Below are 21,512 nucleotides of genomic sequence, written 5' to 3' on the forward strand. Positions count from 1 at the left end.
GATTCTCGTGCGCCTCACTCGACATCGGCGCTGGCTCGCGGCCGGGATGGCCGCGGCGCTGAGCGTCCTCGGAGTCGTGACCGCAGGCTCCGCCCGGGCCGCCGCGGGCTGCCGGGTCACCTACACGGTCACCAACCAGTGGCAGGGCGGCTTCGGCGCCGACGTGGACGTGGTCAACCTGGGTGATCCGATCAACGGCTGGCGCCTCACCTGGTCGTTTCCCGCCGGGCAGACGATCAGCCAGCTGTGGAACGGCGACTACACACAGTCCGGCGCCCAGGTCACGGTGACCAACGCCTCCTACAACGGCAGCATCCCGACCGGCGGCAGCGCGTCGTTCGGCTTCAACGGCTCCTGGACCTCGTCCAATCCGGTGCCGGCGAGCTTCGCACTCAACGGCACCACATGCAGTGGAACCGTCACCAGCCCCAGTGCCGGCCCCTCGGCGAGCCCGAGCCCCAGTCCCAGCCCTACGCCGTCGCCCTCACCGTCGTCGACGACGTTCTCCAACCCCGTGCTGTGGGAGGACCTGGCCGACATCGACGTCTTCCGGGTGGACGACACCTATTACTACTCGGCCTCCACGATGCACTACTCGCCCGGTGCGCCGATCCTGCGCTCCTACGACCTGGTCAACTGGGAGTACGCCGGTCACTCGGTGCCCAAACTGGACTTCGGGTCGAAGTACGACCTGAACGGCGGGCGGGCGTACGTCAACGGGATCTGGGCGTCGTTCCTGAACTACCGCAAGAGCAACAAGACCTTCTACTGGGGCGGCTGCGTCGACTTCAGCAAGACCTACATCTACACCGCCACATCGGTCGAGGGCCCGTGGAACCGGCACACCACGATCGGCAAGTGCTACTACGACGCCGGGCTGCTGGTCGACGACGACGACACGATGTACGTCTCCTACGGCAACACCGACATCAGCGTGGCCCAGCTGTCGGCCGACGGGAAGACCGAGGTCCGCAGCCGGCAGGTGTTCTCCACGCCGTCCAGCGTGGGCACGCTGGAGGGGTCGCGGATGTACAAGCGCAACGGCGCCTACTACATCTTCCTGACCCGCCCGGCCAACGGGCAGTACGTGCTGAAGTCCACCAACGGCCCCTTCGGCCCGTACGAGATGCGCCAGGTGCTGCTGAACATGGGCGGCCCGGTCTCCGGCGGCGGGGTGCCACACCAGGGCGGGCTGGTCCAGACCCAGAACGGCGCCTGGTATTACATGGCCTTCCAGGACGCCTACCCCGGCGGCCGCATCCCCGTCCTGGCCCCGATCACCTGGACCTCCGACGGCTGGCCGACGGTGCAGACCGTGAACGGCGCCTGGGGCGGCTCCTACCCCTACCCGAACGTGCCGCGCCCGCCGCGTCAGGTGAAGTCCCCGACCGGGACCGACACCTTCGCCGGCACCCAGCTGGGCCCCGAATGGGAGTGGAACCACAATCCCGACACCACCAAATACAGCGTGAACAACGGGCTGCGGCTGCAGACCGCCACGGTCACCGACGACCTGTACTCGGCCCGCAACACCCTGACCCACCGCATCCTGGGCCCGTCCTCGACGGCGACGATCCAGCTGGACTACTCGGCCATGCGCGACGGTGACCGGGCCGGGCTGGCGATGCTGCGCGACTCGTCTGCCTGGATCGGCGTCAGGCGCGACAACGGCCAGACCCGGGTGGTCATGACCAACAACCTGACCATGAACAGCAGCTGGGCCACCACGAGCACCGGCACCGAGGTCGCGAGCGCGCCCGCCTCCGGCGGGCGGATCTGGCTGCGGGTCAACGCCGACATCCGTCCGGGCACCGGCCGCCAGGCACGCTTCTCCTACAGCACGGACGGGGCGAACTTCACCTCGTTCGGACCGGCCTTCACGATGGGCAACGCCTGGCAGTTCTTCATGGGTTACCGGTTCGCCATCTTCGACTACGCCACCCAAGCGCTGGGCGGCGCGGTCACCGTCAGCCGGTTCGACCTGACCACCCCCTGACGCCGGCGGGGTTCCGGGTGCCCCCCTACTCCACGACCCGGCGGTAGACGCACAGCTGCACGCCGGTGCCGCCGGTGGTCGTGGAGACCAGTTCGAGCCTGTGCCGCAGGCCGTCGCCCGGGAAGATCGTCTTTCCGCCGCCCAGGATCACCGGCATGACGATCAGGCGGAGCTCGTCGACCAGGCCCTCGTGCAGGAGGGTCCGCACGAGGCTCGGGCTCCCCATGACGACCAGGTCGCCGTCGCCCGCATCCCGCAGTTCGCGGATGCGGGCGACGGCCGCCTCGCCGGGGATTCGCGTGGTGTTCCAGGTCAGCTCATCGTCGCCCAGCGTCTCGGACACCACGTACTTCGGCATCGCGTTCATCCGGTCGGCGAACGGGTCACCGGCCCGCGCGGGCCACGCGGCGGCCATGTTCTGCCAGGTGCGGCGGCCGTAGAGCAGCGCTTCCGCCTTGCTCACCGCGTCGTCGTAAGCGCCCCCGACGATCTCGGGGTCGAAGAACGGGTGCGTCCAGCCGCCGTGCGCGAAGCCGCCGTCCGTGTCCTCCTGAGGGCCGCCCGGCGCCTGCACGACGCCGTCCAGGCTCATGAACTCGATGACCGCGATACCCATGACGCTCTCCTCTGTGTCTGCCGGTCTGTGTCTGCCGGTCTGTGTCTGCCGGTGCCGTCGTCGGCTCCGTCGTGGTTCTCACGGTAGCCACCGACAAATTTAATTGTCAAGACAGTTGATGTGTTCGGAGGAGTCATGCCACCCTCGCGCGCACTTCGTTCTGCGAGAGAACAAAGTGTTGTCAGTTCGATTAAAAGGTCTTCACAAATGGGCGAAAGCGGAATACCTTCGCGTCACCGCGGGCCTCCCTCTCGGGTCGCCCGTTCACCCCCCACAAGGAGCTGTCTTGGCAGTTCGAAGGCACCTACGCCGGATGGCTGCGGTGTTGTCCCTCTCCCTGGCCCTGCCCGCCATACCGACGGCGGCGCTCGCGCACCCGGGAGACGGGGACTACAAGGTGCTCGTCTTCTCGAAGACCACCGGCTTCCGGCACGACTCGATCCCCGAGGGCATCGCGGCCGTGCAGAAGCTCGGCGAGGAGCACCACTTCGCGGTCGACACGACCGAGGACAGCGCCCAGTTCACCGACGAGAACCTGGCGCAGTACCAGGCCGTGGTCTTCATGTCCACGACCGGTGACCCGCTGGGCACGCAGGAGCAGAAGGACGCCTTCCAGCGCTATATCCAGAAGGGCGGCGGTTACGTGGGCGTCCACGCCGCCGCCGACGGCGGCTACAACTGGGCGTGGTACGGCAAGCTGGTCGGGGCCTACTTCAAGTCGCACCCGGCGATCCAGCAGGCCACGGTCAAGGTCGAGGACCCGGCGCACCCGTCGACCAAGGGCCTGCCGACGACCTGGACCCGTACCGACGAGTGGTACGACTACCAGACGAATCCGCGTGGCACCGTGCACGTGCTGACGTCGATGGACGAGAAGTCCTACTCCGGCGCCACGATGGGCGCCGACCACCCGAACACCTGGTGCCAGGACTTCGACGGCGGCCGTTCCTGGTACACGGGGCTCGGCCACCTCAAGGAGAACTACAGCGAGCCGAACTTCCTGAAGCTGCTGCTGGGCGGCATCGAGACCGCCGCCGGTGTCGTGCAGGCCGACTGCTCGGCCTCACAGAGCGACAGCTTCGAGAAGGTCGCCCTCGACACGGACACGTCCAACCCCATGATGATGGACGTCGCCAAGGACGGCCGGGTCTTCTACGTCGACCGGCTGGGCGACGTGAAGATCATCAAGCCCGCCGGCGGCACCGTGCAGGCCGCGCGCCTCAACGTGTTCACCGCCAACGAGAGCGGTCTGCTCGGATTGGCGCTGGACGAGGACTTCGACTCCAACCACTGGGTCTACCTCTACTACTCACCCGTCGGGGAGAACGTCGACCGGCTGAGCCGGTTCACGGTGAAGGACGACACCGTGGACCTGGCGAGTGAGAAGAAGCTCCTCGACGTCCCGGTCCAGCGGGCCGAGTGCTGCCACCACGGCGGCGGCATGCTCGTGGACCACAAGACCGGCGACCTGTGGCTCGCCACGGGTGACAACACCAACCCGTTCAACTCCGACGGCTACGCGCCGATCGACGAGCAGTCCGGACGGGCCAACTGGGACGCGCAGCGCACCTCCGGCAACACCAACAGCCTGAGCGGCAAGCTGCTGCGCATCCACCCCGAAGACGACGGCACCTACACCATCCCGGCCGGCAACCTGTTCGCTCCCGGCACCGCGAAGACCAAGCCGGAGATCTACGGCATGGGCTTCCGCAACCCCTTCCGCGTCGGCCTCGACCCCAAGACCGGCCGCCCGATGGTCGCCGAGTACGGCCCCGACGCCGGGACCGCGAGCGCCACGCGGGGGCCGGAGAACACGGTCGAATGGAACCTGGTCACCAAGCCGGGCAACTTCGGCTGGCCGTACTGCATCGGCGACAACAAGCCGTACGTCGACTACGACTTCGCCACCAAGAAGTCGGGCTCGCCGTTCGACTGCGCCGCGCCGGTCAACGACTCGCCCAACAACGACGGCCTGACCAAGCTGCCGCCGGTGATCCCGGCGACGGTCTGGTACCACTACAACACCGACCCGCAGAACTTCCCCGAGCTCCAGGGCGGCGCGCCGATGGCGGGCCCCGTCTACCGCTACGACGCCGATCTGAAGTCGGACGTGAAGTGGCCGGCGTACTGGAACGGCAAGGCCGTCTTCGGTGAGTGGAACACCAACAAGATGTTCTCGTTCCAGCTCTACGAGGACGGCGGCAAGCTCGTCGAGATCAACCAGATCCTCGGCTCGCTGAGCTTCAAGAAGCCGATGGACATGAAGTTCGGCCCCGACGGCGCGCTGTACATGATCGAGTGGGGCTCCGGCTTCGGCGGCGACAACGCCGACTCCGGCATCTACCGCATCGAGTACATCAAGGGCAACCGCCCGCCGGTCGCCCGCGCCACCGCGGACAGGACCGACGGCCCGCTCCCGCTGACCGTGAAGTTCTCCAGCGAGGGCACCCGGGACCCGGACAACAAGGCGCTCACTTACGCGTGGGACTTCGACGGTGACGGCACGACCGATTCCACCGAGGCCAACCCCACCTTCACCTATGAGAAGGCGGGCGAGTACAGCGCGGTCCTGACGGTCACCAACGCCGACGGCAGGAAGGCGACGGCCAGCGTGACCGTCCAGGCGGGCAACAGCAGGCCGAAGGTGACCGTCGAGCTGCCGCCCGACGGCGGGTTCTTCGAGTTCGGTGACCAGGTGAAGTACAAGGTCACCGTCACCGACGCCGAGGACGGCGCGATCGACTGCGACGAGGTCCAGGTGCAGGCGCTGCTCGGCCACGACACCCACGGCCACCCCCTCGACCAGGCCAAGGGCTGCGAGGGCGTGCTGCAGACCGCATCGTCGGGCGGCCACGGCGACGCGGACAACCTCTTCTACGTCATCGAGGCCGGCTACACCGACAAGGGCTCCGGCGCCGCCAAGCCGCTCACCGGCCGGGGTCAGGTGATCCTGCAGACCAAGCGCAAGCAGGCCGAGTTCTTCGCGGAGACCGGCCGGGTCGCGGACGGCAAGGGCACCGACGCGGCGGGCGTCCAGACGGAGACCACGAGCGACCCGCAGGGCGGCAACCTCAACATCGGGTGGATCGAGGACGGCGACTGGTGGTCGTTCGACCCGGTCAACCTGTCGAACATCACCGCGATCCGCTTCCGGGCCGCATCCGCCGGCAACGGTGGGACCATCCAGGCCAAGATGGGCAACCCTGAGACCGGGAAGCTGATCGGCTCGGTCACCGTGCCGGGCACCGGCGGCTGGCAGAACTGGGTCGACGTCACGATGAACCTGACCGATCCGCCCACCGAGAGCGGACCGATCTACTTCGTCGCGCGCCACCCGGCGGGCGCCGCGGGCGCCTTCGTCAACGTCAACTGGGTCGACTTCGTCGGCAAGGGCGTGACGGAGAACCAGCGTCCGGCCGTGTCCGTGAGCGCCAGCCCGGCGACGGGCGTCGCCCCGCTCCAGGTCGACTTCACGGCGACCGCCTCCGATCCCGACGGCGACACGCCGCTCACCTACAAGTGGGACTTCGGGGTGACGGGAGCGCCGCACCCGACGACCGACAAGGCGAGCTACACCTACACCGCGCCGGGCACCTACACCGCCGAGGTCACGGTGACCGACGCCAAGGGCGCGGCGGCGACCCAGAAGATCTCGATCAAGGTGGACGCGCCGACGATCTTGTGTCTCACCGGCCGTTCCGACGACTTCCTCGGAACCCAGCTCGACCGCGACCGCTGGTCGGTCGTCCGGGAGAACCAGGACCTCAGGGTCGCGGACGGCAAGCTCGTGATCCCGACCTCGACCACCGACATCTACGGAGCCGGCGGCGACACCCCGAACATCGTCGTGCAGCCGGCGCCGTCGGGCGCGTGGGTGGCCACGGCCAAGGTCACGCTCAAGGTACTCGACGCGTACCAGCAGGCGGGCCTGGTCCTGTACGGCGACGACGACAACTACGCCAAGATGGTGCTGCAGGCGCGGGGCACCGGCAGCCACTCCGAACGGATCTTCCAGTTCATCCGCGAGGAGAACGGCAGCCCGAACGAGGTGGCGGCGAGCAACACGGCCAACCTCGGGGACGCCTACCCCGACACCGTGTACGTGCGGTTCGTCAGCGACGGCACCAACCTGAAGGCCTACTACTCGGCCGACGGCGGCACGTTCACCGCCATGCCGGAGACCAAGCCGCTCGCGGGCATCGAGAACGCGAAGATCGGCCTGCTCTCCCTGGCCGGGTCCGGCAACCGCCCGGTGGCGGACGCCTCCTTCGACTGGTTCCACATCACGCCCGACGACAAGGCCACCAGGCCGGGTCCGGACGACGAGTTCGACGGCACCGCCCTCGACGGCTGCCGCTGGAACGCGACCGTCCGCCCCGACGCCTCGGCGGCGCGGGTGACCGGCGGCCAGCTCCAGCTCGACACCACGAAGGGAGACATCTACGGGACCGGCAACAGCGGCCCGAAGAACTTCATCCTGCAGACCGCGCCTGACGGCGACTGGGTGATCGAGACCAAGATCGACGGCTCGGCGTTCAACGAGCGGTACCACCAGGGCGGCCTGATGGTCTACGCCGGTGACGACGACTACGTGAAGCTCGACTACATCACCACCAACACCGCGGGCTCCGCGGTGGCGCGGGGCCTCGAGATGCGCAGCGAGGTCGGCGGCGTCGTCCAGAACCCGCAGCCGTCGGTGGGCGACCTCCCCGGCGGCGTGTGGTGGCTGCGGCTGGCCAAGGAGGGCGACACCTTCCACGGCTACTACTCCGCCGACGGCGCCGACTGGACCGAAATCGCCGCGAACGGCGCACCGGCGCCGGTGAAGAACAGCGCGGTCGCCACCGGTGCGAAGGCCGGCCTGTTCACCCTCGGCGCCGACCAGACGGCGTCGAAGACGGCCAGGTTCGACTACTTCCACCTGGTCAAGGGCGTCGTCGACAAGACCGCGCCGGTGACGACCGCGACGACAGACCCGGCGCAGCCGGTGACCGGCTGGTTCACCGGAGCGGTCACGGTGAAGCTGACCGCCGCCGACGAGCCGAAGGGCAGCGGGATCGACAAGACCGAGTACCAGCTCGACGGCGGGGCCTGGACCGCGTACAGCGCTCCGGTCGCCGTCTCGGGCGACGGCTCGCACACACTGGCCTACCGCTCCGCCGACAAGGCGGGCAACGTCGAGGACGCCAAGACCCTGACGGTCAAGGTGGACGCGACGGCGCCCACGGTCGTGGCCTCCGGTCTCGAGAACGGTCAGCGGTACGGCGACAGCCAGGACCTGCGGATCGGCTGGCGGGCCTCCGACGGCGGCTCCGGGATCAAGACGGTCACCGGCACGCTGGACGGCAGGCCGTTCACGGCGGGGACGCTCCAGGCGCTGTACACGCTGGCCCTGGGCGAGCACACGCTCAGCGTCACCGCCGTCGACGAGGCCGGCAACAAGGCCGTCCAGACGGTGAAGTTCTCCGTCGTCACCTCGACGGGCGACATCGCCGCCCTGATCGACCGCTTCGAGGCCGCAGGGAAGCTCACGGGCAAGAACGCCCACAAGCTCCGGACCAACCTGGCGACCGTCCGCGACGCGGAGGACAAGGACAAGAAGACCGACAAGATCGTGAAGGAGCTGGAGAAGTTCGAGGACGTCGCCGGCGACAAGAAGGTCGTCACCGACGCCGAGGTTCGCGCCACGCTCCTCCGGGACGCCGACGCGCTGATCGTCCAGTACGGCGGCACGCCGAGGGCCTGACGCCCGAGGCCCTTGCCCACGGCGTCGCCCGCCTGGTTCTGGCGGCCGGCTGACCGGCCCCGGCTCCCTCCCCGGGGTGCTTACCCGGGGAAAGACCCGAGGGCGCGGGAGACGACGGTCTCGGCGGGGCGGCAGAGCACCCGTTCGAGGTCGTCGGTCCGCTGTTCCAGCATCCCCGCACGGATCTGCGCGTTGATCCAGCTCATCGGGCCCGGCCCTGCGTCGGGCACCTCGCGGTAGGGCACGCCGAGCGCCTCGCGCAGACTCGCCGGGTCGTCGTAGTCACCGCGGCGCGCCGGCACGCCCTCGGGCGCGCGGGCGGGGTCGCGCACCGCCGCCACCACCTCCGTACGGGTGCGTAGGTGCTCGATGACGAGGCGGCCGAGCGCGCCGGAGGCGGCCGAGATCACGATCATGGGCCAAGTAGACTTCCGGCCGTCTCGACCCTGCCACTGGTTTTCGCGGGCACTGATGGCGGGCGGAAGCGGGCGCGGTAGTCGTCCCAGTCCCAGGTGGACAGGAAGGCCGCCGCTGCCGTCCGGCCGTTGAGGTAGAGGTCGAGCTTCTGCCGCTCGTCGAGGTCGAAGTCGACCACCCCCACGCTCTCGGTGTCGACCTGGATGGTGCGGGCCCTGACCCAGGGCTGGTTCAGATACGTCTGGTCGTGGCCGACGATCGCGGTCCCGACCAGGGACGTCAGCAGCCTCAGGGCGGGCAGGTGGGGAGCCCCGGCGAACGGCAGCCTGAGCGTGTCCTCCCGGAACGCGGGGAGCAGCTTGACCCCGAAGGTGGGCCAGCGCGGCTGCTCCCCGTCCTGCCGGTCGAGCGTGTCGATGGGGAAGTTGGACAGCACGCCGCCGTCCACGAGGGTCGACACCAGTCCAGTGCCGGGATCGGCGATCGTGACGGGCTCGAAGAAGAAGGGGATCGACATCGAGGCGCGGACCGCGTCGGCCACCCGCTGCGTGCCCGGCTCCGCCACGCCGTAGACGCTCCGGTAGTCCCACGGCAGGCGCACCAGCCGGCCCAGGGTGACGTCCGTGGCCGTCACCACCAGGCTGTAACGCTGGTCCTCGCCCATCCAGGGCGCCGGGTCGTCGAGCGCCAGGTCGTCGAATGTCTCGACACCCAGATCGGCCAGTTCGTTCCCCAGCCACTCCCGCAGGTAGTCGCCCTCGAACACGCCCCGCTCGAACAGCAGGGACAGCAGCGAGAACCCGGCGCCGACCAGCGGGACGCGCTCCACGGCGGACGCGTCCCTGAACTTGCGGTAGTCGACGCGGAACAGGAGCTCGCGCATGCGCTCCGGCGGCATCCCGGCCGCCGCCAGCGCCCCCACCACCGCCCCCGCGGAGGTCCCGGCGACACGGGTGCCGGCGGCCCGCCCGAACCGGTATCCGGCGGCGTGCAGTTCGTGCAGCGCGCCGACCAGGCCCACGCCCTTGACGCCGCCGCCCTCCAGCACCAGATCGGCCCGCTTGTCCATCCCGGCCATCGGCACCAGCCCTTCTTCCGACCGTCCCGCACCGGATTTACCGCGCGTGGACGGCCCGCACCCCGGCGCCGCGCCAGTGCGGACGAACCGTCACTCCTCCTTGTCCTGGTCCTTGTCCTGCGGATACCAGCGCAGTTCGATGACGTTGCCGTCGGGGTCCTTCACGTAGACCGAGGTGGCGACGCCACGCGCCCCGAACCGGGGGCCGGGTCCGTCGATGACGGTGAGGACGCCGGAGTCGATGACCTCCTGCCAGTCCAGCGGCTCGACGACCAGGCAGAAGTGGTCGACGTTCGGCTCGCCGCGGGAGCCGCGCAGCAGATCGATGATCGTGTCCGGCGACACCCGCACCGAGGGGAACGGCGCCTTGCCGGCCCGCCACTCGTCGACCCGCACCGGCTCCAGGCCGAGGACGTCGCAGTAGAACGCCAGCGACCGCTCGACGTCCTCCACGGTCAGCACCAGGTGGTCGAAACCCTTGACCCGCATGTTCGTTGTGCTCATGGATCCAACGATGGCCGGTCAGGCGGCCGGCACCAAGCCCCGATCACACTACGATCGTTGACTCGCCTTCAACGATGGGGATCCGCATGCTCGAACGGCACGAGATCGAGACCTTCCTGACGCTGGCCGAGGAGCTGCACTTCGGTCGTACGGCCGAGCGTCTGGGGGTCACGACCGGCCGGATCAGTCACGTGACCAAGAAGCTGGAGCGGCGCATCGGCGCGCCGCTGTTCGAGCGCACGAGCCGGGTCGTCCGCCTCACGCCGATCGGGCGGCGGCTCGCCGACGACCTGGCGCCCCTGGCAGCCCAGATGGAGGCCGCCGTACGCCGGGCCGTCGAGGCGGGTCGCGGGATCACCGGCCGGCTGCGGGTGGCCTTCCTCGGCGAGTGGACGGCGCCGGCGCTGCTGCGGGCCGTGGCCCTGTTCACCGAACGCCATCCGGACTGCGAGGTCGAGGTCCAGGAGGTGCAGCTGTCCAACTCGCGGGCGAGCCTGCTCGACGGCTCGGTGGACGTGCTCATCGCGTCCTACCCCTTCGACGGCATGGCCTGCGGGCCGGTCCTGCTGAGGGAGGCCCGCGTGCTGGCCGTGGCCGCCGGGCATCCGCTGGCCCGCGAGGAGTCGGTGTCCCTGGAGGTCCTCGGCGACCACCCCGTGGTGCAGTACCCCTCCGTCACCTCGGCGGAGTTCAAGCGCGACCGCACGCCCGGCCACACCCCGTCCGGCAGGCCCGTCCCCAGGGGACCGGTCGGCGGCACGTTCTCGGAGATGCTGTCCCTCGTCGCCATGGGCAAGGGGGTTCTGCCGGTGGGCGAGCACAGCCGCACGTACTATCCGCGCCCCGACGTCGCGTACGTGCCCATCCGGGACGCGCCGCCGATCGAACGCGGACCGGTGTGGCTGGAGACCAACACGACAGCCCGCGTACGCGAGTTCGTCCGGGCCACGGCCGACGCGAATCCTCCGCGTGGCGCATCCGAAAAGGTGGTATCCGCCCTTTAGGATCAGCCGTAAATCCGTGGCCCCCTGCACGGCTCCCGGAGTTCACGCACGGTTCAGCCGGTCTCGCAAAGGTGCCTTTCGTAGCCGGATCCGGTTTTCCGGCGGGACGCGAAAGGGCACCACATGAGCGAGGGGCACGCACACCCCCACCCCCATCCCCACACCCACGACCACGACCACGGGCACGACCACGGGCACTCCGACCCCGGTCCTGTCGTGGACATGACGGTCGCGGACGAGGAACTGTCGCCTGACCAGCTCTCCCGCCGCCAGATGTTCCGGCGGGCCGGGCTGCTCGGCGCCGGCCTCACCGCGGCGAGCGTGCTGGGAGCCCCCGGCCAGGCCGCCGCGGCGAGCGCCGCGACCTCTCGTGGCGAGCGCGAGCCGAAGGACGGCTTCCTGTGGCTCTCGGGCGACCACCACATCCACACCCAGTACAGCTCCGACGGCATGTACCGCGTCATCGACCAGGTGCGGCACGCCAACGCGTACGGGCTCGACTGGATGGTCATCACCGACCACGGGAGCACGACGCACGCCAAGATCGGCGTGGAGAAGGTCAACCCCGACATCGTCGCGGCCCGCGACGCGGTCAAGGAGACCCTCGTCTTCCAGGGCCTGGAGTGGAACATCCCCGCCGCCGAGCACGGCACCGTGTTCGTCGCCCCGGGACGCGGCGAGGTCGCGACGCTGAAGGAGTTCGAGAACTCCTTCGACGGCTCGGTCAAGAACGCCACGGCGAGCACCCCGCAGAACGAGGCCCTCGCCATCGCGGGACTCAGCTTCCTGGCCGACGCCGTGAAGCGCCGCCGCATCCCCGACGCGCTGTTCCTGGCCAACCACCCGGCGCGCAAGGGCATCGACTCGCCGCACGAGATCCGCGCCTGGCGCGACGCCGCGCCGGGGATCGCGATCGGCATGGAGGGCGCGCCCGGCCACCAGGCCGCCGGCATCCCCAAGCCCAACGGACCCGGCTCCGGCCGCGGCTACTACGACAACAGCCCGAGCGCCGACTCCTTCCCCGGCTACCCGGCGGAGAGCTACAAGACCTTCGGCGGCTTCGACTGGATGACCGCGACCGTCGGCGGCCTGTGGGACAGCCTGCTCGCCGAGGGCAAGCCCTGGTGGATCACCGCCAACTCCGACTCGCACACGATCTACGCCGACACCAGCGACCGCGGGCCGAACAGCGACTTCAACGGCAACGGCCGGTACGAGGACCCGATCTACAACGGCGTGCACAACCTGTCCAACGGCGACTTCTGGCCCGGCTACTACAGCCGCACCCACGTCGGCGCGACCGGGTTCTCCTACGGCTCCGTGATGGACGGCATCCGTCAGGGCCGCATCTGGGTGGACCACGGCGGCCTGATCAGCGGCCTCGTCGTCCGCGCGCGGGTGCGCGGCAACAGCGGCGTCACGCTCGGCGACACCCTGTACGTCCGCCAGGGCGCCCAGGTCGAGGTGGCCATCCAGATCACGCTGGCGAACCGGCCCAACTGGGCGCAGTTCATCCCCACGCTGGCCCGGGTGGACGTCATCCAGGGCGACGTGACCGGCCCGGCCTCCGACAAGGACGTGTTCACCACCCCGAACACCAAGGTCGTCCAGTCGTACGAGGTCGGGAAGAACACCGGCACCGTCACCTTCACCTACCAGGTGGGGGCCGTCGACCACCCCGTCTACGTGCGGCTGCGCGGCACCGACGGCAACCGCGTCGCCCCCGGCCTGCTCGGCGCGTCGGTGGACCCGCACGGTCCCGCCATGGACGTGCTCGGCGACGCCGACCCCTGGAAGGACCTGTGGTTCTACAGCAACCCCATCTGGATCGTGCCGCGTCGATGAACCTGCCGATGATCGTCGGTCTGGATGACGGATCGCGTACGGTCGCGGGGGCCGAGCACCTCCTCCACCAGGTGGTGGAGGCGCTCGGCTCGCCGGCCGGGGTGATCGGCTGCACCCACTTCGTCCGCGCCGGCGCCCTGCCGCACGTCGCCTGCTCGCTGGCCCTGCCCGGCGCGGCCGGCCTCGACCTGACCCGGCTCCCCGAGGGGGTCTCGGAGGCGGAGGGCGCGGCGCTGGCGGCGGCCGAGCACGCGGCCCGCGACGGCGGGCGCGTGGTGCTGTTCCCCGGCCGCGACGACCTGCCGGGCACGCTCACCGTCGGCGAACTGCTGGCCCGTACGGCGATCGACCGGGTCCTCGTGCTCGCCCAGCCGGAGCCCCCGGCCGACGACGTGGTCCTGGTTACCAACGACCACGTACGCCCGGTCTGGCGGGACGGGCTGATGACCCTGCTCGCCATGCCGGCGCCGGGCGGACGCATAGCCCCGGCCGAGGTGCCGAACCCCACGCCCTGCTGCGCCGACCACGTCTGACCGTGTCGATATATTTCAGGCGCCCTCGTTGAGGTAGGTCAGCACGGCGAGCACCCGTCGGTGGTCGTCGTCGGACGGCGGCAGGGCCAGCTTGGCGAAGATGTTGTTGATGTGCTTGCTGACGGCCTTCTCGGTGACAACGAGCCGGGCCGCGATGGCGCTGTTGGAGCGTCCCTCGGCCATGACGGCGAGCACGTCGCGCTCCCTGGGGGTCAGCGCGGCCAGCCGGTCCCGCTGCCGCCCGCCTCCGAGCAACTGGGCGACGACCTCGGGGTCCATGACCGTGCCGCCGTCCGCCACCCGCCGGACCGCGTCCGCGAAGTCCTTGACCTGCCCGACCCGGTCCTTGAGGAGATAGCCCACGCTGCCCGACCTGTCGGACAGCAACTCGGCCGCGTACACCCGCTCGACGTACTGCGACAGGATCAGCACCGGCAGGCCGGGAACCTCCCGCCGGGCGGCGATCGTGGCGCGCAGCCCCTCGTCGGTGAAGCTCGGCGGCAGCCGCACGTCCACCACGGCCACGTCGGGGCGCACCTCCACCAGCGTCCTGGCGAGGTCCGCGCCGTCGTCCACCGCCGCGACGACGTCGAACCCGTACGCCGTGAGCATGCGGGTGAGGCCGTCCCTGAGCAGGGTGAGGTCTTCGGCGATCAGGACGCGCACGGCAACTCCGCTTCGACGGTGGTGGGGCCCCCGAGGGGACTGGTGACGCGCATCGACCCGTCGAAGGCGGCCAGGCGGCGTTCGATGCCGCGCAGGCCCGTGCCCCGGGTGGGGTCGGCGCCGCCGCGTCCGTCGTCGGCGACGCGCAGCGCCAGGCGGTCGCCGAGGTCCTCGACGGTGACCGTGATGCGGCCCGCCTGGCTGTGCTTGACGGCGTTGGTGATGGCCTCGACCACGGTGAAGTAGGCGGCCGACTCCACCGGCGGAGCGAGCCGGCGGTCCAGGCGCATATCGAGCTCGACGGGGACGGGACTGGTCAGGGCGATGGCGTGCAGCGCGCCGCCGACGCCGCGGTCGGCCAGCAGGGGTGGGTGGATGCCCCGGACCAGGTCGCGCAGTTCGGTCATCGCGGTGTGCGCCCCGGTCCTGGCGTCGGCGAGCAGGGCCCTGGCGGTGTCGGGGTCGGCGTCGAACAGGTCCTCGGCCATGCCGAGGTTCATGGCCAGCGCGACCAGCCGGGCCTGGGCGCCGTCGTGCAGGTCGCGCTCGATACGCCGCAGTTCGGCGGCCGAGGCGTCGACAGTCTGGGTCCTGGTCTCGGTCAGCCGGGCGATCCGGGCGTTCAGCCGGGTGGCGGTGGTGGGCGCCAGCAGCCACCGGGCCTGCGCGGCCTCCAGACGGACGAACGCCCGCGGCGCCAGGCAGGCCAGCGCCGTCGTCACGACCCCGACCGCGACGGCGGCGAAGGCGCCGGGCAGGTCGGTGACGACGAGCCACTCGTATTCGACGCGCCCCCACGCGAGCCACAGCAGCGGCATGAGCACGCCCTCGGCGCCCGCGAGGCACAGGCCCACGGCGACCAGCGGCAGCGTGTACTGCAGCGGGGACACCGCCCACAGCAGGTCGCGCCAGGTCGCGGGGGTGCCCGTAATCGTGCGGACCCTGGCGAGCAGCCCGTCGTCCGGCATCGGCGGGTATGGCGAGGGGATGCCCGCACCGGTACGGCGCCGCTGGACGTCGGCCAGCCTCCGGGTCAGCTCCACGGCCCGGACGAAGACGGGCAGACCGAGGCCGCCCACCAGCCCGAACCCGGCCGCCGCGACGGTCAGCACGAACAGGCCCAGGCCGGCCGCACCGATCACCCCGCTGACGAGCAGGTGGCGCATGTCGTCTCGCCATCGCCGGACCATGGCGATCAGTATCGCGTATCCCCCTATCGGCTGACGGTGGAGTTAGCACCACTGTCAACCGACATGTCTGCACTCTCGTTGGCGAGCCGGGCCGTCAATAGCGTCGTGGCCATGAAGAATCACCTCCGCGTCTCGGCCGCCGCGCTCGCCGCTTGCGCCGCTCTCGCCCTCGCTCCGGCCGCCGCGCATGCCGCCGGCAAGACCGATGCCGTCCAGAAGTCGCTGGACACCCTTGTCCGAACGGACAAGTTCCCCGCAGCCCTGGCTTCCGTACGCGGCCGCGACGGGCGCGTGCGCGATTACACCGCCGGGGTCGCGGACTTACGCACCAGGGCGAAGGTGCCGGTGGACGGCTACGTCCGCATCGGCAGCAACACCAAGACCTTCACCGCCGTCGTCGTGCTGCAGCTCGTCGGCGAAGGAAAGGTGAAGCTCGACGAGCCGATCGAGACCTACCTGCCGAAGCTCGTCCGCGGCAGGGGCGGCGACGGCCGCCGCATCACCGTGCGCCAGTTGCTCCAGCACACCACCGGCCTGCCGAACTACACCACCTTCCTCGCCGAAGGCGCGCTCCCCTACCAGCACACCTACTTCCAGCCGCGCGAGCTGCTGGATCTGGCGCTGAAGGAGAAGGCGCACTTCACGCCCGACACGAAGTGGGAGTACAGCAACACCAACTACGTCATCCTCGGGCTGCTCGTCGAGAAGGTCACCCGCCGCCCGGTGAACGAGCAGATCGAGGAGCGGATCATCAAGCGGATCGGCCTGCGCCACACCTACTTCCCCAACGTCGGCGACCAGGGCATCCGCGCCCCGCACCCGAAGGGCTACCACCGCGACGACCCCGACAAGCCGCTTACCGACGTCACCGAGTGGGACCCGTCCTTCGGCTGGGCGGCCGGCCAGATGAACGCCACCCCCAGTGACCTCAACCGCTTCTTCACCGCCCTGCTGGGCGGCAAGCTGCTCGCACCCGAGCAGCTCGCGCAGATGCGCACGACCGTCGACGCCTCGTCCGGTCTGTGGCCGGGGGCGCGGTATGGCCTGGGCCTCGTCAGCACCCCGCTGAGCTGCGGCGGCCTCGCCTGGGGGCACGGCGGCGACATCATGGGCTACTCGACCACGGACGCAGCCACCGACGACGGCCGCGCCGTCACCATCGCCGTCACCCAGTTGCCCGGCGACGCCACGGCGCTCGGCCACCTGATGAACGCCCTCGACATCGCCCTCTGCACGTGACCCGCCACGTGACCCATTCGGTATGGACCCTTCTGTAACACGTTGCCGTTGCGGTAGAAGATCACTCGTACCATTTCTCCTCTTTTCGAGGTACACGTGAGAAAGATCCTGCGAGTGGCCGCGGCCCAGATGTTCGCCGCCGCCTTCGTCCTCGCCGCCCTGTCCGCTCCCGCGAACGCCGACACGACCGCCGGCACCACCGAGAGCGACGCCGAGATCACCCAGGAGTGGCAGACCGCCTGGGACACCTACCACTTCACCGACACCACCCCGCCCGCGCCCGGCTCGGGCCGCAGCCGGGTCACGAACAGCATCTCCATCGACATCGACGCGCCGATGCCGCTGACCTTCAACAAGTACTCGAACTTCAACAACCACATGGGCAGGAACCCGTTCCTGAGGCGGGTCGTCACGCACAAGGAGTGGCGGACGCCCCCCGCGACCTACCGCAACCTCACGGCGATCGAGGAGATCCCGTACGAGGGCACGATCGTGGTCAGCAAGACCCACGCGCAGCAGCGCCTCCACCCGAACGGGTACTACTACGAGACCGACAGCTGGTCGCAGCCCAACGTGGTCACGCACCAGAAGATCGACTTCGACCCGCTGCCCGGCGGGAAGACCCGGGTCACGGAGAACCTCACCTTCGAGGCGGACTCCTCGCTGATCGACTTCGTCGCCGCGAACGGCACCGCCTCTCACCAGCAGCTGCAGGCGGCCCTCAAGCAGGCGATCGAGAGCGGCGAGCTCTGATCCCCGGGCATCACTGAAAACGGGCGTCTTCCGGGAGGGAGACGCCCGTCTCGTGTCAGTGCCCGATTCCGCTGCCTCTGCTCTCCGCGGCCTGCAGGGTCTGGTTGATCGAGCAGTTCTTGATCCCGCCTCTGCAGTTGCCGCTGAGGGAGTCGGTGAAGACGCTGACGCTCGACACCTGCTGGACACCGGCGAAATCGACGGCGCTGTTGCCCGCGGGGGCGTTCACGTTCCGCTTGCCCGTGTTGAGCTGATAGGGCGGACTGCTGATCGTCGGCGCGTTGGCGGTGTTCACGCCGGCCGTGTGCTGCGTGCCCCCGCCGTCGTCACCGAACCCGCCGCCGAGACCACCCCCGAAACCGGCGAGACGGGCGTCGATGCGGGCTCCCCCGTGACCGTGGCCCTTGCCCTTCTTCCCCTTGCCCTTCTTGCCCTTCTTGCCCTTAGCGCCGCCGGGAACGGCCTCGGCGCCATGAGCAGCGGTCTCCGCACCATGAGCGGCGGTCTCCGCGCCATGGGCGGCCCCGGCACCGTGAGCGGCGGCCTCGGCACCATGACCGGCCTCGGCGCCGTGAGCGCCGCCGTTGCCCGCGCCGTGACCATGACCGGGATCGGAGTTCGCCGCGCGGACGTCCTGGAGTCTCGGCGCCGCGAGCGTCTGTGACGCCACCACGATGTCCGCCAGCCCGACGAGGATCGCGGCGACGACGGCCAGACGCCGGGCGGACACCGCCACGACGCGGGAACTCCCCGTTCTGTTGTCGCCCATCCGATCCACACCTGCCTTTGCTTAAGGTCACAAGCGACGCATCCGGCTCATACCCCTCGCTTCGCCTCTCTTCTCCCGGCCTGCGATGTGCTGTGTGCTTGCTGATCCCTTCTTTGCGCTACGCGGCTCCGCCCACGTGTGCGGCGTACGCGCCGGGCGGCCAGGCAGCGATGATCTTCGTGGACAGGGTCGCCCCGAGGCGGATGTAGAAGCGCTGGGCGCCCTCGTTGTCCTTCAGCACCTCCCACCGCACGACCATCTCCTCGGCCCCCGCGATGCGGGCCACCTCGGTCATCAGCAGGCGGCCGACTCCGCCGTCGCGGGCCTCCGGCCGTACGAACAGGTCGTCCAGGGCGAGGATGTCGCGCCCGGCCCAGATGTTGAGGTGGCGGACGACGGACACGAAGCCGATCGGCCGGCCGCCGCGTTCGGCGAGCAGGACGATGACGTCCTCGCGGCTCAGCAGTTCGCGCATCCGCTCCTCGGACACGGCGACGTGCCTCAACTGGTCCTGGTGCGCGGCGAGCTCACGCAGCAGGGTCAGGGCCGTGGCGGCGTCCTCGGGACCGGCGCGGCGGATCGTCACGGGAATGTCGTTCATGGTGGTCTCCGATCAGGTTGTGGCGATGGCGGTGAGCACGTCGAGCCCGGCCGCACGGCGGGCCGGCAGCAGCCCGGCCAGCAGACCGGCGACGGCGGCCACGGCGACGACGAGCAGGAGCGGACCGACCGGCAGCGTGAGCGTGGCCTCGGTGGTGCGGCCCAGCGCGGTGACCGTGCCGGCGGCGAAGGCGACGCCCAGGCCGACCCCGGCGACGATCGCCAGGGCCGCGACGAGGACCGCCTCACCGCGGATCATCCAGCGCATCTGGGCGCCGGTCATGCCGACCGCCCGCAGCAGCCCGATCTCCCGGGTCCGCTCGATGATGGACAGGGCGAGCGTGTTGGTGATGCCCATCAGCGCGATCAGGACGGTGAGCATCAGCAGCGCGGTCACCAGCCCGAGGACCTGGTCGATCATCGCGTTCCGCCCGGCGACGGCCCCCGCCTGGTCGCGCACCTGCGCGGTCGGGGCGTCGGCGAGGGCCCGTTCGATGGCCTTCTTCGCGTCCGCGTCGCGCACTCCGTCGGCGACCTTGACGAAGACGCTCGCGTCGACGTGCTCACGGTAGTTCCGCTCGAAGGTGTCCAGCGAGATGACGTAGCCGGTCGACAGCGCCTGGGCGTCCCGGTCGCGCAGCAGGCCGACCACCGGGAGGCGCCGGGTCCCGGTGCGGGAGAACGTCATCTCCAGGGTGTCGCCGATCTTGAGGTGCCGCTCTCTGGCGACGTTCGCGGCCAGGACGACCCCGCCGTCCGCGACGGCGTCCAGGCGTCCGGCGACCATGTGGAGCGAGGTGACGCGGGGCAGCGTGACCGGGTCGACCGCGGTGAGCGCCTCGGTCGACTGGCCGTCCTTCCAGTGGCCGTAGCGCAGCCGGGAGGCCACCCCGACCTGCGGCAACTCGCTGACGTGGTGGTAGGCGTGCGCGGGCAGCCCGCCCAGCATCTCGTTGCGGGCGCTCTCCACCACGTAGTCGGCGGTGATCGCCTCGGTGTACGACCGCGCGGTCGAGTCCTTGATCGAGGCCCCCAGCACGGCCGTGAAGCTGATGAGCGCGAGACCGAAGGCCAGGGCCAGGGCGGTCGCGGAGGTACGCCGGGGTGCCCGCGCCGCCGACTCCCGCGCCAGCCGTCCGGGGACGCCGGCCGCGCCGAGCGGCCGCCCGAGCAGCCGCACCAGACCCGGGGTGACCGCCGGCCCGAGCAGGGCCAGCCCCACGACGGTGCTCACCGCCGCCTCGCCGAGCACGACGACCGACCCCGGCCCGGCCAGGACGATCGACAGCCCGGCCACGCCGAGCGCGGTGAGAACCGCCCCGACGACGGTGCGGCCCCAGCCGGCCCGCCCGGAGACGTTGTCGGCGGACGCGCGCCGCATCGCCTCGACCGGCGCCACCGAGGCGGCGCGGCGAGCCGGCCCGAGCGCCGACAGGACCGTGACGCCGACGCCGACCGCGAACGCGACGACCAGGGTCCGGGGAGTGACGACGAGTCCGCCGCCGGGCAGCGTCATGCCGAACGCCCCGAGGAGGTCGCGCAGCCCCGCCGCGCAGGCGACGCCGAGGCCCGCACCCGCCGCGGAGGCGGCCAGCCCCACCAGCAGGGCCTCGCCGAGCACCGAGCGCATGACCTGGGCGCCGGTGGCTCCGGCGGCACGCAGGACGGCCAGTTCACGCGTGCGCTGGGTGACGACGATCGAGAAGGTGTTGGCGATGAGGAACGCCCCGACGAGCAGGGCCGCCGCCGCCAGGGCGAACAGCATCACCTGCAGGTAGGAGATCTGCGTCTTGGCCGCCGCCGCGCTGGAGGCGGCGACGTCCCGGCTGGAGGAGACCTCGTACCCGGACCCGAGCGCGGCCGACACGGCGGCACGCAGCCGCTGGGTGTCGGTGCCGCCCGCGGCGACGACGGCGACCTCCGAGGCGTTCCCGTCCAGCGCGAGCAGCCGCTGTGCCGCGGGCAAAGCGACCAGGGCGACCGTCGTGTTCGGCAGACCCTCCGCCGCCCCGAACCCGGCCAGCCCCACCACGCGGAGCCGTTCCGTGCGCTCGGCCCTCACGGTGACCTCGGCGCCGAGGCCGATGCGGTGCCGGCGGGCGGTCGCGGCGTCGACCACGACCTCGCCCTCGGCGACCGGGGCACGCCCGGCGCGCAGGGTGAACGCGCCGACCGGCGCGGGTTCCCACGACAACAGCAGCGACGGGCCCGCCGGGACGATGGTCTTGCCGGCGACGGCGAGCAGCCCCTGACCCCGTACGACGGGGGTGGCGGCGGCCACGCCCGGCACCGCGCGGACGCGGTCCACGACCTCGGCGGGCAGCGGGTCACGCTCGACCTCCACGCCCATCGCCGAGTCGAACGCGGCGGCGTCGCGGACGGTCAGGTCGACCCCCGCGGTGGCCGTACGGAACTGGTCGTCGAGCAGCCGCTGGGAGGTATCGGTGAGCACCAGGCTGCCGGTGACGAAGGTGACGCCGAGCAGGACGGCGAGCAGGGTCAGCGCCAGCCTGCCCCGGCGGGCGACGGTGTTGCGGACGATCAGGCGCCACATCG

Annotated in this window: 16 protein-coding genes; 7 read left to right on the top strand and 9 right to left on the bottom strand. The window is 70.6% G+C overall.

What is annotated here, in order from left to right:
• Positions 1-7 precede the first annotated feature (7 nt).
• A complete protein-coding gene (locus ACQEVJ_RS40625; protein WP_433110084.1) occupies positions 8-1,996 on the top strand; it encodes a family 43 glycosylhydrolase in 1,989 nt (662 codons plus the stop codon).
• 25 nt (positions 1,997-2,021) lie between these two features.
• Here the strand turns inward: ACQEVJ_RS40625 and ACQEVJ_RS40630 are convergent, their stop codons facing one another.
• Entirely contained in the window at positions 2,022-2,612 is a 591-nt protein-coding gene (locus tag ACQEVJ_RS40630) for a dihydrofolate reductase family protein (protein ID WP_433110086.1), read from the bottom strand.
• A 286-nt stretch (positions 2,613-2,898) separates the two neighbouring features.
• Here ACQEVJ_RS40630 and ACQEVJ_RS40635 point away from each other — a divergent pair, with 286 nt between their 5' ends.
• Positions 2,899-8,358 carry a ThuA domain-containing protein gene (locus ACQEVJ_RS40635; RefSeq protein WP_433110088.1) on the top strand — a complete coding sequence of 1,820 codons (5,460 nt, stop codon included), beginning with the start codon at positions 2,899-2,901 and terminating at the stop codon, positions 8,356-8,358.
• Positions 8,359-8,438: 80 nt separating this feature from the next.
• Here ACQEVJ_RS40635 and ACQEVJ_RS40640 read toward each other — a convergent pair whose 3' ends face one another.
• The 3 genes from ACQEVJ_RS40640 to ACQEVJ_RS40650 form a co-directional block, all read right to left on the bottom strand.
• The gene (locus ACQEVJ_RS40640; protein ID WP_433110090.1) at positions 8,439-8,774 is read right to left on the bottom strand and encodes a hypothetical protein; all 336 of its coding nucleotides are present in this window, start codon (positions 8,772-8,774) and stop codon (positions 8,439-8,441) included.
• Positions 8,771-9,853 (bottom strand): patatin-like phospholipase family protein, encoded by a 1,083-nt coding sequence (locus ACQEVJ_RS40645; RefSeq protein ID WP_433113233.1) that lies wholly within the window; start codon positions 9,851-9,853, stop codon positions 8,771-8,773. Before ACQEVJ_RS40645 ends, ACQEVJ_RS40640 begins: the two co-directional genes overlap by 4 nt.
• Before the next feature lie 90 nt (positions 9,854-9,943).
• Positions 9,944-10,357: a VOC family protein gene (locus ACQEVJ_RS40650; protein WP_433110092.1), complete on the bottom strand. Its 414-nt coding sequence runs from the start codon at positions 10,355-10,357 to the stop codon at positions 9,944-9,946.
• 74 nt (positions 10,358-10,431) lie between these two features.
• Here ACQEVJ_RS40650 and ACQEVJ_RS40655 point away from each other — a divergent pair, with 74 nt between their 5' ends.
• From ACQEVJ_RS40655 to ACQEVJ_RS40665, 3 genes are all read left to right on the top strand, one after another.
• The gene (locus ACQEVJ_RS40655; protein WP_433110094.1) at positions 10,432-11,361 is read left to right on the top strand and encodes a LysR family transcriptional regulator; all 930 of its coding nucleotides are present in this window, start codon (positions 10,432-10,434) and stop codon (positions 11,359-11,361) included.
• Between the two features lie 123 nt (positions 11,362-11,484).
• The gene (locus ACQEVJ_RS40660; RefSeq protein ID WP_433110096.1) at positions 11,485-13,206 is read left to right on the top strand and encodes a PHP domain-containing protein; all 1,722 of its coding nucleotides are present in this window, start codon (positions 11,485-11,487) and stop codon (positions 13,204-13,206) included.
• Positions 13,203-13,739, top strand: coding sequence for a hypothetical protein (locus ACQEVJ_RS40665; RefSeq protein ID WP_433110098.1), 537 nt, complete (start codon positions 13,203-13,205; stop codon positions 13,737-13,739). The genes ACQEVJ_RS40660 and ACQEVJ_RS40665 overlap by 4 nt, the downstream gene beginning before the upstream one ends.
• Before the next feature lie 15 nt (positions 13,740-13,754).
• Here the strand turns inward: ACQEVJ_RS40665 and ACQEVJ_RS40670 are convergent, their stop codons facing one another.
• Positions 13,755-14,405, bottom strand: coding sequence for a response regulator (locus ACQEVJ_RS40670; protein WP_433110100.1), 651 nt, complete (start codon positions 14,403-14,405; stop codon positions 13,755-13,757).
• Positions 14,393-15,595, bottom strand: coding sequence for a sensor histidine kinase (locus tag ACQEVJ_RS40675; RefSeq protein WP_433110102.1), 1,203 nt, complete (start codon positions 15,593-15,595; stop codon positions 14,393-14,395). Before ACQEVJ_RS40675 ends, ACQEVJ_RS40670 begins: the two co-directional genes overlap by 13 nt.
• Positions 15,596-15,706: 111 nt before the next feature.
• Between ACQEVJ_RS40675 and ACQEVJ_RS40680 the strand changes: the two genes are divergently transcribed.
• Both ACQEVJ_RS40680 and ACQEVJ_RS40685 read left to right on the top strand, forming a co-directional pair.
• Positions 15,707-16,834, top strand: a complete 1,128-nt coding sequence (locus ACQEVJ_RS40680) for a serine hydrolase domain-containing protein (protein ID WP_433110104.1) — start codon at positions 15,707-15,709, stop codon at positions 16,832-16,834.
• A gap of 96 nt (positions 16,835-16,930) precedes the next feature.
• Entirely contained in the window at positions 16,931-17,587 is a 657-nt protein-coding gene (locus ACQEVJ_RS40685) for an SRPBCC family protein (RefSeq protein ID WP_433110106.1), read from the top strand.
• 55 nt (positions 17,588-17,642) lie between these two features.
• On the opposite strand, the gene ACQEVJ_RS40690 is transcribed toward ACQEVJ_RS40685, so the two are convergent.
• From ACQEVJ_RS40690 to ACQEVJ_RS40700, 3 genes are all read right to left on the bottom strand, one after another.
• A complete protein-coding gene (locus ACQEVJ_RS40690) occupies positions 17,643-18,356 on the bottom strand; it encodes a hypothetical protein (RefSeq protein WP_433110108.1) in 714 nt (237 codons plus the stop codon).
• Between the two features lie 118 nt (positions 18,357-18,474).
• Positions 18,475-18,957: an N-acetyltransferase family protein gene (locus ACQEVJ_RS40695; RefSeq protein WP_433110110.1), complete on the bottom strand. Its 483-nt coding sequence runs from the start codon at positions 18,955-18,957 to the stop codon at positions 18,475-18,477.
• A gap of 12 nt (positions 18,958-18,969) precedes the next feature.
• Positions 18,970-21,510, bottom strand: coding sequence for an FtsX-like permease family protein (locus tag ACQEVJ_RS40700; RefSeq protein WP_433113236.1), 2,541 nt, complete (start codon positions 21,508-21,510; stop codon positions 18,970-18,972).
• Positions 21,511-21,512 lie beyond the last annotated feature (2 nt).

It is taken from the genome of Microbispora sp. CA-102843, from assembly GCF_050936215.1.
Taxonomy (GTDB): Bacteria; Actinomycetota; Actinomycetes; order Streptosporangiales; family Streptosporangiaceae; genus Microbispora.